Here is a 15,511-nt window from a genome sequence, read left to right as displayed (position 1 = left end):
GGCGCGAGCGCCCGGTTCCTGCGCTCGGGCTCGTTCGCGCTGGGGGCTGCCGGGATGGCCGACGCGGCGTGGACGCGAGGCGTGCTCCTCGCCGATGGGCGCACCTTGCGGGAGGTGCTCGCGGAGCTGTCGCGCCATCGGCGTGGCGTCATCCGGGTGGCGCCCGAGGTGGCCGACTTGCAGGTGATCGGCGGTTTTCCGTTGAACGATCCGGATCGCACGCTCGCCATGCTGGAAGGGGTGCTGCCGATACGCGTGCGCCGGGGCTATCTGGGCTGGCGCTGGGTCGAGCCCCGGTGAGTTCCCGCGGTGTTACACATTTCCTTGCCGGAATGCTTCCGCTCGTCCGATTCGATGGGTAGCTCCTCAACCATCACCCACGGATGATCCATGCGTATTTTCAGTCGCCACCGGCTCATGCTGCCGGTTGTCGCCGCAGCCTTGCTGCACGTGCCGGTGCACGCCCAGCCCGTCCAGCGCGAGTTCTCGATACCGGCTGGCCCGCTGGCCGAGGCAGTCAACCGTTTCGTCGCCGTCACCGGCGTCTATCTCGCTTCGGATGCGGCCCTGGCGGCCGGACGGCAGAGCCCGGGCGTACAGGGGGTGTACACGGTGCCGCAGGCGCTGTTCGCGCTGCTGGCGGGCACGGGTCTCGAAGCCCTCCGACAACCTGACGGCAGCTACCGCCTGCAGGCAGCGCCAGCCGGTGGGGCCGGGGTTTCGACGCTGACGCCGATGCAGGTACTGGGCGAGCGGGAGACTGCGGTCAGCGAAGGGACGGGCACCTATGCGGCCAGCGTCGTGTCGCTGGGTAAACAGACGCTGTCGCTGCGCGAGATCCCGCAGTCGGTGTCGGTGGTCACGCGCCAGCAGATGGATGACCAGAACATGGCGTCGGTGAGCGATGCCCTGGCCTCCGCGCCCGGGGTGAGCGCCCGGCTGGATGCGGAATCGTCGTTCTTGTCGCGTGGCTACAACGTCGAAGTGCAGTACGACGGCATCCCCGGCTCCGGCCTGAACACCGCCATGCAGTTCGACCTTGCGCAGTACGACCGGGTGGAGGTGCTGCGCGGCCCGTCAGGGCTGTTGCAGGGCGCCGGCAACCCGGGAGGCATGGTCAATCTCGTGCACAAGCGGCCCACCTCGACATTCGCGGCCTCCGGCCTGGTGTCCCTGGGCTCCTGGCAGAACCGGCGCATCGAACTCGATGCGGGCGGGCCGTTGACCGAGGATGGGCGCATCCGCGGGCGAGTCGCCGTTGCCGGATATGACCGCGAGTTCCAGGACCCGGTGACGTTCGCGCGGCAGGGCATGGGCTACGGCGTGCTGGACGTCGATCTCACCCGGGATACGACGTTGAGCGTGGCGGCAGGCTATCAGCGCCGCAAGGCCGTGTTCAACTACGGCGTCCCGGTGGCGCCTGGCCATACGCCGCCGCGCGACGGCTTCGTGGGCTCGGACGAGCCGGAAACCCGCACCTTGCGTGAGACCAGCGCGAGTCTGGAGCATCGTTTCGACAATGGCTGGCGCGCACACGCCGCCGCGCGCCAGCGCCAGTACAACGCACTTGCGCCGCAGAACGTCTATCTGGAGTCCTTCGACCCCGCGACGGGCGCCGGGGTCCTGTCGGCGTCGGTGAAGGACCAGGAAGTCCGGCATCTGGGTGCGGATGCCTACGCCAGCGGGCCGGTGACCTTGTTCGGCCGTCGGCACGAATTGATGGTGGGCGCCAACGCCAATCGCGAGCAGACGCGCTGGCGGCGGGCGCCGTGGGTGTCGATCCCGGTGGATGATGTCTACCAGGAGCACACCTTCGGCCCCGAGCAGATTCCTCTGGTCAACAGCCGCGACGACACCGTCATCGAGCAGTCGGGTGTGTATGGCTCCGCGCGGCTGTCGCTGGCGGACCCCCTGACCCTGGTGCTGGGCGGGCGCTGGAGCAACTATCGCAACAAGTCGCGCGCGCTGGAGCCCGCGCTGACCGAGTGGCAGGCATCGACCGCCCGTGCCGACTGGGAGTTCACACCCTACGGCGGGCTGGTCTGGGACCTGACGCCCCAGTTGTCGATGTACGCAAGCTATACCGATATCTTCTCGCCGCAGACGCAGGAGGACATCGAGGGCCGCGTGCTCGACCCGCGTGTCGGCTGGCAGGGTGAAGTGGGCGTGAAGGGTGCGTTCCTCGACGACCGGCTGAATGCGGCGATCGCGCTTTTCCGCATTCGCGACAGCAACCGGGCGATGCGGGACGACGCCAATATCGGTTGCGGCGGCAGCGCGGATGGCTCCTGCTATGTCGCCGCCGGCTTGGTGCAGAGCCAGGGTATCGACGCCGAAATCAGCGGCAGCCCCTGGCGTGGCTGGGAAGTGACCGGCAGCTACACCTACACGCAGACCGAGATCCTGCGCGATGCGAACACAGCGAACGTCGGCCAGACGTTCAATGTCGAGATGCCGCGTCATCTGTTCAAGCTGTGGGCGTTGTATCGCGCACCCGAGGGTTGGAGTGTCGGTGGCGGCGTGCGTGCGCAAAGCGATTCCGGCAACGGCTATCACCCGGGATATGCCGTTGCCACGGCGCAGGTGGGATATCGCTTGCGGCCCGGCCTGGATCTCACCCTGACCGTGGACAACGTGTTCGACCGGTCCTATTTCTCCCGCCACTCGGCGTCGTCCACAGCCAACACCTGGAACATCTACGGTGCGCCGCGCAACGTGCTGCTGAGTCTGCGCGCCCGCTACTGATGCGGCCGGTCAGCCGCGCAGTCGGCGCCACAGCGTGGCGCGGCTGATCCCCAGGCTGGCGGCGGTGGCGGCCCGATCGCCACCGCAGGCATCGAGCGCGCGCTGGGCTTCGGCTCTGCCGACTTCGCGCAGCCGTTCGCGCAGCGGGGCGGCCGCCGACATGGCACGCTTGGCCGGGGGTGCCGCGGGCGCTGCCATCGCGGTGTGCGTGCCGCCGTACAGCTCGGGCAAAGTCAAACGCAGTTGCGCAGGCATCGGGTCGCGCTCGGGCATAGCGGCGATGGCGACCAGGCCGCGTTCGACCACGTTCGCCAGCTCGCGTACGTTGCCTGGCCAGGCATAGGCCTGCATGGCGGGCAGCAGCTCGCGCAGCAGCGCGCGCGTGTCCACCGGCAGGCCCAGGCGGCGCACGGCATCGGTGGCGAGGTGGCGCGCGAGTTCGGGGATGTCCTGGCGGCGTTCGCGCAGCGGGGGCGCGTGCAGGCGCAGGATGTTCAGCCGGTAGTAGAGATCTTCCCGGAACTCGCCCGCGGCGATGCGGGCCGCCAGGTCGCGGTGGGTGGCGGCGATCACCCGCACGTTCACCGGCGTGGGCTGGGTGCCGCCCAGGCGCAGTACCTCCTGCTCCTGCAGCACGCGCAGCAGCCGGGTCTGCAGCGACAGCGGCATGTCGCCGATCTCGTCCAGGAACAGGGTGCCATCGTGCGCCAGTTCGAAGAGTCCCGGCTTGCCGCCCTTGCGCGAGCCGCTGAACGCGCCTTCCTCGTAGCCGAACAGTTCGCTCTCGAGCAGGTTCTCGGGCAGCGCGGCGCAATTGATGGCGACGAAGGGCGCGGCGTGGCGCGGCCCGGCGTTGTGGATGCCCTGGGCGAGCAGTTCCTTGCCGGTGCCGCTCTCGCCGGTGATGAGCACGGTGGCCTGGGTGCGCGCGTAGCGCTCGGCCAGGCGGGCCATGGTGCGCACCGATTCGCTCTCGCCCAGGAGCTGGTAGAGGTGGTAGCGGGCGACGAAGCGGCGCTCGCGCCGCGAGGAGCGGATGCGCCGGTCCGCGCGCTCGACCGATTCGGTGTCCTGGCACTTGAGCACGCGGCCGGTGACGGCGCCGTCGGTCAGCACCGGGATGCTTTCGACGACCAGGGCGCGGCTGCCCACGGTCAGCACGGTGGGTTCGCCGGCGCGCACGCCGTCGGCCAGTACCGGCGCGGCGTCGGCGAGGCGGCGACCGAGGACATGGCCGGCGTTGCTGCCCAGCGCGTTCAGGATGGCCGGGTTGGCCGCTTGCACGACATCGTCGCCGTCGAGCATGACGATGCCTTCGTCGATGTGCGCGAGCATGGTGTCGAGCTGGCGCTGGCGGGCCGACTCCACCACGGCGCGGCGATGGAAGGCCAGTGCGTCGTCCAGCGCCTGGCGCACCGCATTGCGCTCGGTCGAGAGGATCCCGGCCAGGCCGTGGGCCTGCGCATACTCGATCACCATGGACGAGCCGATCACCACGCGCACGCCGGCTTCCTGCGTCTCGATGAGCAGGCGGCGCGCATCCGAGGTGCCGCTGTAGCTGTACTGATGGACCTGCAGGTTGAGCGTCGCGCCCAGCGCGGTGAGTTCGGGGCGCGGCGTGCCCCGGCTGAACACGGCGACGCGGTCGGCCAGTTGCGCGGCCTCGTGCAGTGCGCGCATCAGGTCGAAGCCGTTGGGTCGCATCAGCGCCACCGGCACGTCGAGGTGGCTGCGCAGGTAGCGTCCGGCGGTTTCCTGGCAGACGAAGACGTCCGCCTCCCCCGAGCCGGCCAGCGTGCGCGCGAAGGGCAGCAGCTCCGGGGCGGGCTGGTCGTGCACGGCGACGCGGGCGTCCAGGTCGCGCTCGCGGCTCACGGCCCAGATGGTGGCCGCGAGCGAGCTGCTGGCGCTCAGCGGCTGCGCATGGGTGAGCAGAAAGACGATATTCGGCAGTCGGGGAGAGTTCAGGGCGGGCATGTCTCAATTCTGCGCGATGTGTTGCAAAAATGAAATGGAAGCGTCGCATTATTGATATGGCGCATACCAGGCCACGATGGGATATGGTGACTCGGGAGCCAGTAGCCACCCAGGACGACCTGGGGTAATCCCGGGGTATTTGTCGATTTGGCATGGTCGTTGCCTTGACAGGCTGGCCGCGCCGTCAAGCGCCCATGCCGTCACAACAGGAGGAGACCCCGTGGATTTCGCCTTCACGCCCAAAGTCGAAGCCTTGCGCGAGCGCCTGCTCGGCTTCATGAACGAACACATCTATCCCAACGAAGAACGCTACGACGCCGAGCTGGCGGCCAACCGGGCCGGCGGCAATCCGTGGCAGCCGCTGCAGGTGATCGAAGACCTCAAGCCGCTCGCCCGCAAGGCCGGCCTGTGGAACCTCTTCCTCCCGTTCTCCGAGCGCGTGCCCGAAGGGCTCACCAACCTGGAATACGCGCCCTTGTGCGAGATCATGGGCCGGGTGCCCTGGGCGCCGGAAGTATTCAACTGCTCGGCGCCGGACACCGGCAACATGGAGACGCTCGAGCGCTACGCCTCCGAATCGGTCAAGCGCGAGTGGCTGGACCCGCTGCTGGCGGGCGAGGTCCGCTCGGCGTTCGCGATGACCGAGCCGGCCGTGGCCTCCTCGGACGCGACCAACATCGAATCGCGCATCGAGCGCGACGGCGACCACTATGTGCTCAACGGGCGCAAGTGGTGGACCTCGGGCGCCGGCGATCCACGCTGCGCGGTCTACATCTTCATGGGCAAGTCCAACCCCGATGCCGGCCGCCACGAGCAGCAGTCGATGATCGTCGTGCCGGCCGAGAGCCCCGGCATCACCGTCGTGCGCCCGCTCAACGTGCTGGGCTACGACGATGCGCCGCACGGCCACTGCGAAGTGCTCTTCGAGGACGTGCGCGTGCCGGTCAGCAACATGCTGCTGGGCGAGGGCCGCGGCTTCGAGATCGCGCAGGGCCGCCTCGGGCCGGGCCGCATCCACCACTGCATGCGCGCCCTGGGCGTGGCCGAGCGCGCGCTGGAGCTCATGTGCAAGCGGCTGAACAGCCGCGTCGCCTTCGGCAAGCCGATCGCCGCGCAAAGCGTGTGGCACGAACGCATCGCGGATTTTCGCTGCCGTATCGACATGGCGCGCCTGCTCACGCTCAAGGCAGCCTATATGATGGATACCGTGGGCAACAAGATCGCCAAGGCCGAGATCGCCATGATCAAGGTGGTGGCGCCGAACGTGGCCTGCGACGTGCTCGACGCGGCCATCCAGGCGCACGGCGGCGCCGGTATGTGCGACGACTTCCCGCTGGCCAAGCTGTATGCGCATTCGCGCACGCTGCGCCTGGCCGACGGGCCGGACGAAGTGCACCGCAGCGCGATCGCCCGGCTGGAGCTGGGTCGGCACCTGGCGCGTTGAGTTCCGCAGCGCCATGGGGGGAATTACCCTTATTGCGCTGCGACATTCGTAACCACATGATGCCGCTTTCGAGACTGCCGGCAGGCACGAAGGAGGAGACGAAATGAACGGATTGATGATGCAGGAGTCCTTGCTGATCTCCTCGCTGATTCGCTATGCGGACCGCTTCCATGGCGACACTGAGATCGTGTCGCGCCGCGTCGAAGGCGACATCCATCGCACCAACTACCGCGAGATCCACGCCCGCGCCAAGCGCATCGCCAATGCGCTGCTCGCGCAGGGCGTCAAGCCTGGCGACCGTATCGCGACGCTGGCCTGGAACGGCTACCGCCACATGGAGCTGTACTTCGCGATCTCGGGCATCGGCGCGGTGATGCACACCATCAACCCCCGCCTGCATCCGGGCCAGATCGCCTGGATCGCGAACGACGCGGCCGATACCTGGCTGTTCTACGACATCACCTTCCAGCCCCTGGTCGACGCCTTCGCCGGCCAGTGCCCGACGCTGGGCCGCCTGGTCGCCATGACCGACAAGGCCCACCTGCCGGCCAGCAAGGTGGATGGCGTGATCGCCTACGAAGACCTGGTCGAGGCCGGCTCGCCCGAGCTGGAATGGCCGGATTTCGACGAGAACGCCGCGTCCTCGCTGTGCTATACGTCCGGCACCACGGGCAACCCCAAGGGCGTGCTCTACAGCCACCGCTCGACCCTGCTGCACACCATGATGGGGGTGAGCCCGGACGTGCTCGGGCTGTCGGCCTCGGATGTCATCCTGCCCGTGGTACCTATGTTCCACGTGAACGCCTGGGGCGTGCCCTACATGGCCGCGCTCACCGGCGCCAAGCTGGTCTTTCCCGGCCCGGCGCTGGACGGCGCCAGCCTCTACGAGCTGTTCGAGGCCGAGGGCGTCACGGTGTCGGCCGGCGTGCCGACCGTGTGGCAGGGGCTGCTCAACCACGTCATGCAGAAGGGGCTCAGGTTCAGCACCATGCGCCGCACCGTGGTGGGCGGCTCGGCCTGCCCGCCGGCCATGCTCGCCAAGTTCGAGAACGAATACGACGTGCAGGTGCTGCATGCCTGGGGCATGACCGAGACCAGCCCGATCGGCAGCGCCTGCGCCCTCAAGCCCAAGCATCGCGGCCTCTCGCACGAGCAGATCCTGGCGCTCAAGGGCAAGCAGGGGCGCCCGCCCTATGGCGTGAACATCCGCATCGTCGGCGACGAAGGCGAGGACCTGCCATGGGACGACGAGGCGCAGGGCGAGCTGCTCATCAAGGGCCCGTGGGTGCTGCGCCGCTACTTCAACCGCGAGGACGAGAGCCCGCTGCTCGACGGCTGGTTCCCGACGGGCGACGTGTGCACCATCGACCCCGATGGCTACATCCACATCACCGACCGCAGCAAGGACGTCATCAAGTCCGGCGGCGAATGGATTTCCTCCATCGACATCGAGAACATCGCGATGGCCCACCCGGCCGTGGCGATGGCCGCGTGCATCGCCGTGCCGCACCCCAAATGGGACGAGCGCCCGCTGCTGGTGGTCGTCAAGCGGCCCGACGCCGAACTCGGGCGCGAGGAGATGCTGGCGTGGTTCGCGGACAAGGTGGCCAAGTGGCAGATCCCCGACGACGTGGTGTTCGCCGACGCGATTCCGCTGGGCGCGACCGGCAAGATGCTCAAGACCGCGCTGCGCGATGCCTACGGCAAGCACCCCTTGCCGACGGCGGACTGAGCCGGGATATCAGCGCATGCACCGGCCCGCAGAGCCCGGGCGTGCGATGAGGCAGGACGGCCCCGGCGATCCCGGGGCCGGCGCGGCGCCGGCCCCCAAGAGGCCGACGCCTGCCGCCCCCAGGGGCGGTGCACCGCGCGGGAGACAGACTGCGCGGAACACACCACAACGAGGAGACATTCCATGAAGAAGCTTTCCTATGCGTTGGCCTGCATTACTGCCGCCTCCGCGCTCGGCGCCGCCGCGCCGGCCTGGTCGGCCGAAGAGACCGTCAAGATCGCGTTCATCGATCCCCTGTCGGGGTTGATGGGGCCGGTCGGCAACGATCTGCTGAGGAACTGGCAGTACAGCGCAGAGTTGGCCAATGCCGAAGGTTGGGCCAAAGATGTGAAGTTCGAGATCGTCCCCTTCGACAACAAGCTCTCTCCACAGGAATCCGTCACGCTGCTGCAGACCGCCATCGACCAGGGCATCCATTACGTCGTGCAGGGCATGGGATCGAGCGTCGGCATCCCGCTGCAGCAGGCGGTGCAGCGCAACAACGAGCGCAACCCCGATCATCCGGTGCTCTACATCAACCAGGCCGCGGTCGACCCGGTGCAGACCAATGACAACTGCACCTTCTCCCACGTGCGCCTGGACGGCCACGTCGACATGAAGGTCACGGGCATCGTCAAGTACATCACCGAGAACAGCCCCGACACCAAGAAGGTCTACCTCATCAACCAGGATTACTCCTTCGGGCACAGCGTCGCCAAGGCGGCCAAGGAGATGCTGAAGAAGGCCAATCCCGACATCGAGATCGTCGGCGAGGACCTGCACCCGCTCGCCCGCGTCACCGACTTCTCGCAGTACGCGGCGAAGATCCGCTCCTCGGGCGCCGATACCGTCATCACCGGCAACTGGGGCTCGGATCTCGGCCTGCTCGTCAAGGCCGCGCGCGATGCCGGCGTGACCGCCAAGTTCTACACGTTCTACGGCGACAACACCGGCGCGCCCACCCTGTTCGGCGACGCCGGCACCGACCGCGTCTACCGCATCGCGGCCTTCGACTGGGATACCCCGGAAACCCAGAAGCTGATGGAGGGCTACAAGCAGAAATACGGCGGCAGCGACTACTGGAACGGCGTGGGCTGGGGCGGCATCAAGCTGCTCGCCGAGGCCATCAACAAGGCGGGCGAGACCGATCCGCTGAAGGTGGCGGCGGCCATGGAGAACCTTTCCGTCGAGGGGCCCCACGGCCAGATGACCGTCCGCGGCGACGATCACCAGGTCCAGCAGAACTTCGTGATGGCGAGCTGGCAGAAGGTCGACGGCGACAAGGTCAAGTTCGAGCAGGAGAAGACCGGCCACGGCTGGCGCGCCGAGCGCAAGTTCACGCCGGACGAGCTGATGCTGCCGACCACCTGCAAGATGAAGCGCCCCTCGTAAGCGCACCCCGGGAGGCTGCATGGAGTTCTTCCTCATCTCTCTGCTGAACGGCGTCAGCTACGGGCTGCTGCTGTTCATGATGGCTGCGGGCCTGACCCTGATCTTCAGCATGATGGGCGTGCTCAACTTTGCGCACGCGAGTTTCTACATGCTCGGAGCCTACTTCGCTTACAGCCTCGTGGCGGGGCTGCAGTGGGTGCCGGGGCTGTCGCGTGCAGCCTTCTGGATTGCGCTGTTCGTTGCACCCGTGCTCGTGGGGCTGCTCGGGGCCCTGGTGCAGCGCTACGGCCTGCGCCGGGTGCATCGCTGGGGTCACGTGCACGAGCTGCTGTTCACGTTTGGCCTGTCCTTCGTGATCCTGGAGCTGGTCCAGCTCGCCTGGGGCCGCGTGGCGGTGCCGTATCGCGTGCCGTCCGAGCTGGACGGTACGCTGTTCACGCTCTTCAGCACCAACTTCCCGATCTACCGCGGCTTCATGATGCTGGTCTCGGTGCTGATGCTGGGCGGGCTGTGGCTGCTGCTCACGCGTACGCGCATCGGCCTGGTCATCCAGGCCGCGCTTACCCATCCCGACGCCGTGCAGGCGCTGGGGCACAACGTGCCGCGGGTCTTCATGCTGGTGTTCGGCGGCGGCTGCCTGCTCGCCGGGCTGGCCGGGGTGATCGGCGGCAACGCCTTCGTCACCGATCCCAGCATGGCGATGGCGGTCGGCCCGATCATCTTCGTGGTCACCGTCGTGGGCGGCATGGGCTCGCTGGCCGGCGCCTTCATCGCCAGCCTGGTGATCGGCATCATCCAGGTCATGGCCACCGGCATGAACACCTCGCTCGCCACGCTGTTCGGCCGTCTCGGCTGGAACGTGACGCCGGACACCCCGCTGTACGCCATCTGGAGCGTGGGCATTTCGCAGATTGCGCCCATTCTGCCGTATCTGCTGCTCATCCTGGTGCTGATCTTCCGCCCGCGCGGGCTCATGGGCACAAGGGAGACATGAACATGGGCCCCCCTACGCGCTTACGCACGCCCCCCAGGGGCGGCACTGGCGGACCGGCGAAGCCGGATCCGCTGTGCCCTGGGTGGCGCGGCGTACTTTCATGCATCGCGGATGGCGCCAACGCCATGGAAGAACTGACATGAAGCATATCGACTTGCGGCCCATGCCGCTCCTGCGCGCGGCGAGCGCCGGGAGGGCTCGATGAACGCAGCCTCCGTTTCGACCAAGGGCGCGGCGCTGCAGCACGCGGGCGCGCCCAGGCGGCGGCTGGATACGTCCAGCCCTCTCGTCTGGCTCGTGATCGCCGTGCTGTTCCTCGCGCTGCCCTACATCTTCACCAAGGCTTCGTCGTTGAGCCTGATGGCCCAGATGGGCGTCATGATCGTGCTCGCGCTGTCCTACAACATGCTGCTCGGCCAGACCGGCATGCTGTCCTTCGGGCACGCGGTGTATTCGGGCCTGGGCGCCTATTTCGCCATCCACGCGCTGAACCGCATCGGCGAGGGCACGCTGCTCTTTCCCGTCACCTTGCTGCCCTTGATCGGCGGCGTGTTCGGCGCCCTGTTCGGCATCCTCTTCGGCTGGGTCAGCACCAAGCGTTCGGGCGTCACCTTCGCCATGATCTCGCTGGGCATCGGCGAGCTGGTGCATACCGTGGCGATGATGTTCACGGGGTTCTTCGGCGGCGAGGGCGGCATCTTCACCGACCGGGTCGCGGGCGAGCCGCTGTTCGGCATCACCTACGGCCCGGCGATCCAGGTGTATTACCTGGTGGCCGCCTGGACCTTCATCGCCATGCTGGCCATGTTCGCGCTCACGCGCACGCCCCTGGGGCGCATCGCCAACGCGGTGCGCGACAATCCCGAGCGCGCCGAGTTCGTCGGCTACAACCCGCAGCGGGTGCGCTTTCTGATGCTCACGCTGTCGGCGTTCTTCGCGGGCGTGGCCGGCGCGCTGATGGTGATGATCTTCGAGATCGTCAATGCCGAGAACGTGGGCGCCATCCGCTCGGGCAGCATGCTGCTGGCCACCTTCATCGGCGGCGCGGGCTTTTTCTTCGGCCCGGTGGTCGGCGCGCTGCTGTTCGTGTTCTTCTCGATCGCGCTGGCCGAGCTGACCTACGCATGGCAGCTCTACCTGGGGGTGTTCTTCGTCCTGCTGGTGATGTTCGCGCCGGGCGGTCTGGCGGGCATCGGCGCCGGCCTGCTCGCGGTGCGGCGCGCGGGGCAGGCGAGGCTGGTCGCGGCGCCGCTGTTGGCGGTGCTCGCGACGGGCTTCATCCTGCTCTGCGGCATCGTCGCCCTGATCGAGATGACCTACGCCGTAAGCTGGAGCCAGGTGGCGAGCGCGCAGTTCTCGCTGCTCGGCGTGCCCTTCGATGCGCGCAGTGGCGGCTCCTGGGCGCTGGGTATGGCCTGGACGCTGGTGGGCGCAGCGTTGTTCACCTACGCGTGGCGCGGCTTCCGGCGGCGATGGGACCTGGCCCTGGCGCGCATCGCCGAGGCCGTGCAAGCGGGAGGTGGCGCATGACGGTACAACAGCAGACGGCCGGCACGGCGCTCGAACTCAAGGGCGTGCGCAAGAACTTCGGCAATACGCAGATCATCCGCGGGCTGGATCTTGCCGTGCGAGAGGGCGAGCGCCACGCCATCATCGGTCCCAACGGGGCGGGCAAGTCGACCACCTTCCACCTGATCTCGGGGCGGATTCCGGTCAGCGCGGGCAGCATCCGGCTGCATGGCCAGGAGATCACCGGCCTGCCGCCCTATAGGATCAACCGCATGGGGATGTCGCGCAGCTTCCAGATCACCAACATCTTCCACAACCTGTCGGTGTACGAGAATCTGCGCTGCGCCGTGCTGTGGTCGCAGGGCCACGGCTATGCGTTCTGGAAGCGCCTGAACGCGCTGCGCGACGTGGGCCAGCGCGCCGATCAGGTGCTCGAGCAGCTCGGCCTGCAGCGCCGCCGCGACACGCTCGCCGGCCTGCTCACCTACGCCGAGCAGCGCGCACTGGAGATCGGCATCACCATCGCCGGCGGCGCCAAGGTGATTCTGCTGGACGAGCCCACCGCGGGCATGAGCCGGCACGAGACCGAACGCGTGGTCGAGCTTATCCGCCAGATTTCCGAAGGCCGCACGCTGGTGATGGTCGAGCACGACATGAGCGTGGTATTCGGCCTGGCCGACCGCATCTCCGTGCTGGTGTACGGCGAAGTGATCGCCACGGACGCCCCGACCGCCATCCGCGAGAACCCTCGCGTCCAGGAAGCCTACCTCGGCACCGCCATGGAGGCAGAAGCATGAGTGCCCAGCCCCAGCCCCAGCCCCAGCCCCAGCCTTCCCACGCACCCATCCTGCAGGTGCGCGACCTGCATGCCTACTACGGCAAGAGCCATGTGCTGCATGGCGTCGACCTGGACCTGCGCCAGGGCGAGATCGTGAGCCTGCTCGGGCGCAACGGTGTGGGCCGCTCCACCACCGCCAAGGCGGTGATGGGGCTGGTCCACCGGACCGGCTCGGTCCTGCTCGACGGGCACGAGACGGTCGGCATGCCGGCCCACGAGATTGCCCATCTGGGCCTGGGCTATGTGCCGGAGAGCCGGGACATCTTCCCGGGCATGACCGTCGAGCAGAACCTGTTCCTCGGCCAGAAGGGCCGCCAGCCCGGCCGCTGGACCTATGCCGACATGTACCGCCTGTTTCCCCGCCTGGGCGAGCGCGCGAACACGGCGGCCGGCGTGCTCTCGGGCGGCGAGCAGCAGATGCTGACCCTGTGCCGCAGCCTGATGGGCGACCCCCGGGTCATCATCATCGACGAGCCCACCGAAGGGCTCGCCCCCATGATCGTGCAGTTGGTGGCCGACTTTCTCGTGCAGTTGCGTGAGAGCGGCCTCGCCGTGCTGCTGATCGAACAGAAGTTGTCCATCGCGTTCGACGTGTCCGATCGCGTGTACGTGATGGGGCATGGGAACATCGTCTTCGAGGGCACGCCCGCCGAGCTGCGCACCGATGCGCAGGTGCGGCGCGAGTGGCTGGAGGTGTAGCCGATGTTGCCCGAACCGTTTTCGCATTTCGTTTTCTAGCAAGGAGCAGGCATGACTGCCGAGTATCGAGTCGAGTCAGGCGTGGCCGTCGTCACGCTGAACAATCCGCCCGTCAACGGGCTGAACCATGCCACCCGTCAAGGCATCGTCGAGGCCGTGACCAAGGCCAACCAGGACGACGCGGTGCGCGCCATCGTCATCACCGGCGGCAGCAAGATCTTTTCCGGCGGTGCGGACATCCGTGAATTCAACACCCCGCGCATGTCGCAGGCGCCGCATCTGGGCAATGTGATCGAGGTGCTCGAGAGCAGCGCCAAGCCGGTGGTCGCCGCCGTGTCGGGCACCGCCATGGGCGGCGGACTGGAGCTGGCCATGGGCTGCCACTATCGCGTGGCCGCGGCGCAGGCCCAGATCGCGCTCCCCGAGGTCAAGCTGGGCCTGCTGCCGGGCGCGGGCGGCACCCAGCGCCTGCCCCGCCTGGTCGGGCTGGAGGCGGCGCTCAACATGATCGTCTCGGGCGACGCCGTACCGGCGAAGAAGCTCGCGGGCACCAAGCTCTTCGACGAGGTGCTCGAGGGCGATCCGCTGCCGGCTGCCATCGCGCTGGCCGGCAAGGTGGCCGGTGCCGAGAAGCATCCGCGCGCCCGCGACATCCGCATCGATTTCCCGGAGGCCGAGGGCTACCTCGGCTGGGCACGCATGACGGTGGCCGCGACGGCCCCGCAGTATCCGGCGCCGCTGCGCTGCGTGGATGCCGTCACCGCCGCGGTCACCGACAAGTTCGACGCCGCGCTCAAGAAGGAGTTCGCCTACTTCCACGAGCTGTCGGTCACGCCCGAATCGCGTGCCCTGCGCCATGCGTTCTTTGCCGAGCGCGCGGCACAGAACATCCCCGACGTGCCGGCCGATACGCCCATTCGCGAGATCAAGCTTGCCGCCGTGATCGGGGCCGGCACCATGGGCGGCGGGATCGCCATGAACTTCGTCAATGCCGGCATCCCGGTCAAGCTGCTCGAGATGAAGCAGGAGGCGCTCGACCGCGGGCTGGCCACCATCCGCAAGAACTACGAGAACACCGCCAAGAAGGGGCGCATCACTCAGGAACAGGTCGAAGAGCGCATGGGCCTGCTGCAGCCCACGATGAGCTATGACGACATTGCCGACGCCGACATCGTGATCGAAGCCGTGTTCGAGCGCTTCGATGTGAAGGAACAGGTGTTCCAGACCCTCGACAAGGTCATGAAGCAGGGCGCGATCCTCGCCACCAACACCTCCACCCTGGACGTGGACCGCATCGCCGCGGTCACGGCGCGTCCGCAGGACGTCATCGGCACGCACTTCTTCAGCCCGGCCAACGTGATGAAGCTGCTGGAGGTCGTGCGCGGCGAGAAGACCGCCAAGGACGTGCTGGCCACCGTCATGAAGCTTGCCAAGAAGCTCAAGAAGACCGCCGTGGTCTCGGGCGTGTGCGACGGTTTCATCGGCAACCGCATGGTCGAGCAGTACACGCGCCAGGCGGGCTTCATGCTGGAGGAGGGCGCCACGCCGGCCCAGGTGGACGGCGCGATCGAGCGCTTCGGCTTCGCCATGGGGCCGTTCCGCATGAGCGATCTGGCCGGCAACGACATCGGCTACGACATCCGTCAGCGCCGCTACCAGGAGCGCCCGGACATGCACTACGGCAAGCTCGCCGACTACCTGATCGAGAAATTCGACCGCAAGGGCCAGAAGGTCGGCAAGGGCTGGTACGACTACAAGCCGGGCGATCGCAAGGCCATTCCCTCGGCCGAGGTCGAGCAGTTGATCGTCGACTACCGCAAGGAGGTCGGCACCACGCCGCGCAAGATCTCGGATGCCGAGATCGTGCAGCGCCTGGTCTTCTCGCTGGTCAACGAGGCCTGCCACATCCTGGAAGAGGGCATCGCCCTGCGCGCTTCGGACATCGACGTGGTGTATCTCACCGGCTACGGCTTTCCGGCCTACCGGGGCGGCCCCATGCAGTACGCCAACGAGTTCGGCCTCTACAACGTGATGCAGGCCATGGAGTCGTTCGCGCGCAATCCGCACGCCGACCCGGCATTCTGGCAACCCGCGCCGCTGCTGCGCCGCCTGGTGGCCGAAGGCAAGAATTTCGAATGATCA

10 protein-coding genes and 1 pseudogene are annotated in these 15,511 nt (G+C 67.7%); 10 read left to right on the top strand and 1 reads right to left on the bottom strand.

The window, feature by feature from the left end; translation table 11 throughout:
* Window positions 1-300, top strand: a pseudogene (locus FOZ76_RS27520) (FecR domain-containing protein); the annotation flags it as partial.
* A gap of 90 nt (window positions 301-390) precedes the next feature.
* Entirely contained in the window at window positions 391-2,745 is a 2,355-nt protein-coding gene (locus FOZ76_RS13600) for a TonB-dependent siderophore receptor (protein WP_143948814.1), read from the top strand.
* Window positions 2,746-2,754: 9 nt separating this feature from the next.
* Here the strand turns inward: FOZ76_RS13600 and prpR are convergent, their stop codons facing one another.
* Complete coding sequence (gene prpR, locus FOZ76_RS13595) at window positions 2,755-4,722, bottom strand: propionate catabolism operon regulatory protein PrpR (RefSeq protein ID WP_143948813.1); 1,968 nt, start codon at window positions 4,720-4,722, stop codon at window positions 2,755-2,757.
* 220 nt (window positions 4,723-4,942) lie between these two features.
* On the opposite strand from prpR, the gene FOZ76_RS13590 reads away from it, so the two are divergent.
* From FOZ76_RS13590 to FOZ76_RS13555, 8 genes are all read left to right on the top strand, one after another.
* Complete coding sequence (locus FOZ76_RS13590; protein ID WP_143948812.1) at window positions 4,943-6,166, top strand: acyl-CoA dehydrogenase family protein; 1,224 nt, start codon at window positions 4,943-4,945, stop codon at window positions 6,164-6,166.
* Between the two features lie 103 nt (window positions 6,167-6,269).
* Window positions 6,270-7,898: a 3-(methylthio)propionyl-CoA ligase gene (locus tag FOZ76_RS13585; protein WP_143948811.1), complete on the top strand. Its 1,629-nt coding sequence runs from the start codon at window positions 6,270-6,272 to the stop codon at window positions 7,896-7,898.
* A gap of 183 nt (window positions 7,899-8,081) precedes the next feature.
* Window positions 8,082-9,329, top strand: coding sequence for a branched-chain amino acid ABC transporter substrate-binding protein (locus FOZ76_RS13580; protein ID WP_143948810.1), 1,248 nt, complete (start codon window positions 8,082-8,084; stop codon window positions 9,327-9,329).
* 19 nt (window positions 9,330-9,348) lie between these two features.
* Entirely contained in the window at window positions 9,349-10,323 is a 975-nt protein-coding gene (locus FOZ76_RS13575) for a branched-chain amino acid ABC transporter permease (protein WP_143948809.1), read from the top strand.
* 201 nt (window positions 10,324-10,524) lie between these two features.
* Complete coding sequence (locus tag FOZ76_RS13570) at window positions 10,525-11,853, top strand: branched-chain amino acid ABC transporter permease (protein WP_143948808.1); 1,329 nt, start codon at window positions 10,525-10,527, stop codon at window positions 11,851-11,853.
* On the top strand, window positions 11,850-12,629 hold the full coding sequence (locus FOZ76_RS13565) for an ABC transporter ATP-binding protein (RefSeq protein ID WP_143948807.1): 780 nt from the start codon (window positions 11,850-11,852) through the stop codon (window positions 12,627-12,629). Before FOZ76_RS13570 ends, FOZ76_RS13565 begins: the two co-directional genes overlap by 4 nt.
* Window positions 12,626-13,369, top strand: a complete 744-nt coding sequence (locus tag FOZ76_RS13560; RefSeq protein ID WP_211366242.1) for an ABC transporter ATP-binding protein — start codon at window positions 12,626-12,628, stop codon at window positions 13,367-13,369. The genes FOZ76_RS13565 and FOZ76_RS13560 overlap by 4 nt, the downstream gene beginning before the upstream one ends.
* Before the next feature lie 51 nt (window positions 13,370-13,420).
* Entirely contained in the window at window positions 13,421-15,508 is a 2,088-nt protein-coding gene (locus FOZ76_RS13555; protein ID WP_143948806.1) for a 3-hydroxyacyl-CoA dehydrogenase NAD-binding domain-containing protein, read from the top strand.
* Window positions 15,509-15,511 lie beyond the last annotated feature (3 nt).

Source organism: Verticiella sediminum, assembly GCF_007558815.1.
Lineage (GTDB): Bacteria > Pseudomonadota > Gammaproteobacteria > Burkholderiales > Burkholderiaceae_B > Verticiella > Verticiella sediminum.
Note: the sequence above shows the minus strand (reverse complement) of the source record. Positions and strands in the feature narration are given on the sequence as shown.

What these genes read in the sequence shown, in the direction of transcription:
- FOZ76_RS13560 (WP_211366242.1), top strand. Translation starts at nt 12,626, where the DNA reads ATGAGTGCCCAGCCCCAGCCCCAGCCCCAGCCCCAGCCTTCCCACGCA.
- FOZ76_RS13580 (WP_143948810.1), top strand. Translation starts at nt 8,082, where the DNA reads ATGAAGAAGCTTTCCTATGCGTTGGCCTGCATTACTGCCGCCTCCGCG.
- FOZ76_RS13600 (WP_143948814.1), top strand. Translation starts at nt 391, where the DNA reads ATGCGTATTTTCAGTCGCCACCGGCTCATGCTGCCGGTTGTCGCCGCA.
- FOZ76_RS13585 (WP_143948811.1), top strand. Translation starts at nt 6,270, where the DNA reads ATGAACGGATTGATGATGCAGGAGTCCTTGCTGATCTCCTCGCTGATT.
- FOZ76_RS13565 (WP_143948807.1), top strand. Translation starts at nt 11,850, where the DNA reads ATGACGGTACAACAGCAGACGGCCGGCACGGCGCTCGAACTCAAGGGC.
- FOZ76_RS13575 (WP_143948809.1), top strand. Translation starts at nt 9,349, where the DNA reads ATGGAGTTCTTCCTCATCTCTCTGCTGAACGGCGTCAGCTACGGGCTG.
- FOZ76_RS13570 (WP_143948808.1), top strand. Translation starts at nt 10,525, where the DNA reads ATGAACGCAGCCTCCGTTTCGACCAAGGGCGCGGCGCTGCAGCACGCG.
- FOZ76_RS13555 (WP_143948806.1), top strand. Translation starts at nt 13,421, where the DNA reads ATGACTGCCGAGTATCGAGTCGAGTCAGGCGTGGCCGTCGTCACGCTG.
- prpR (WP_143948813.1), bottom strand. Translation starts at nt 4,722, where the DNA reads ATGCCCGCCCTGAACTCTCCCCGACTGCCGAATATCGTCTTTCTGCTC.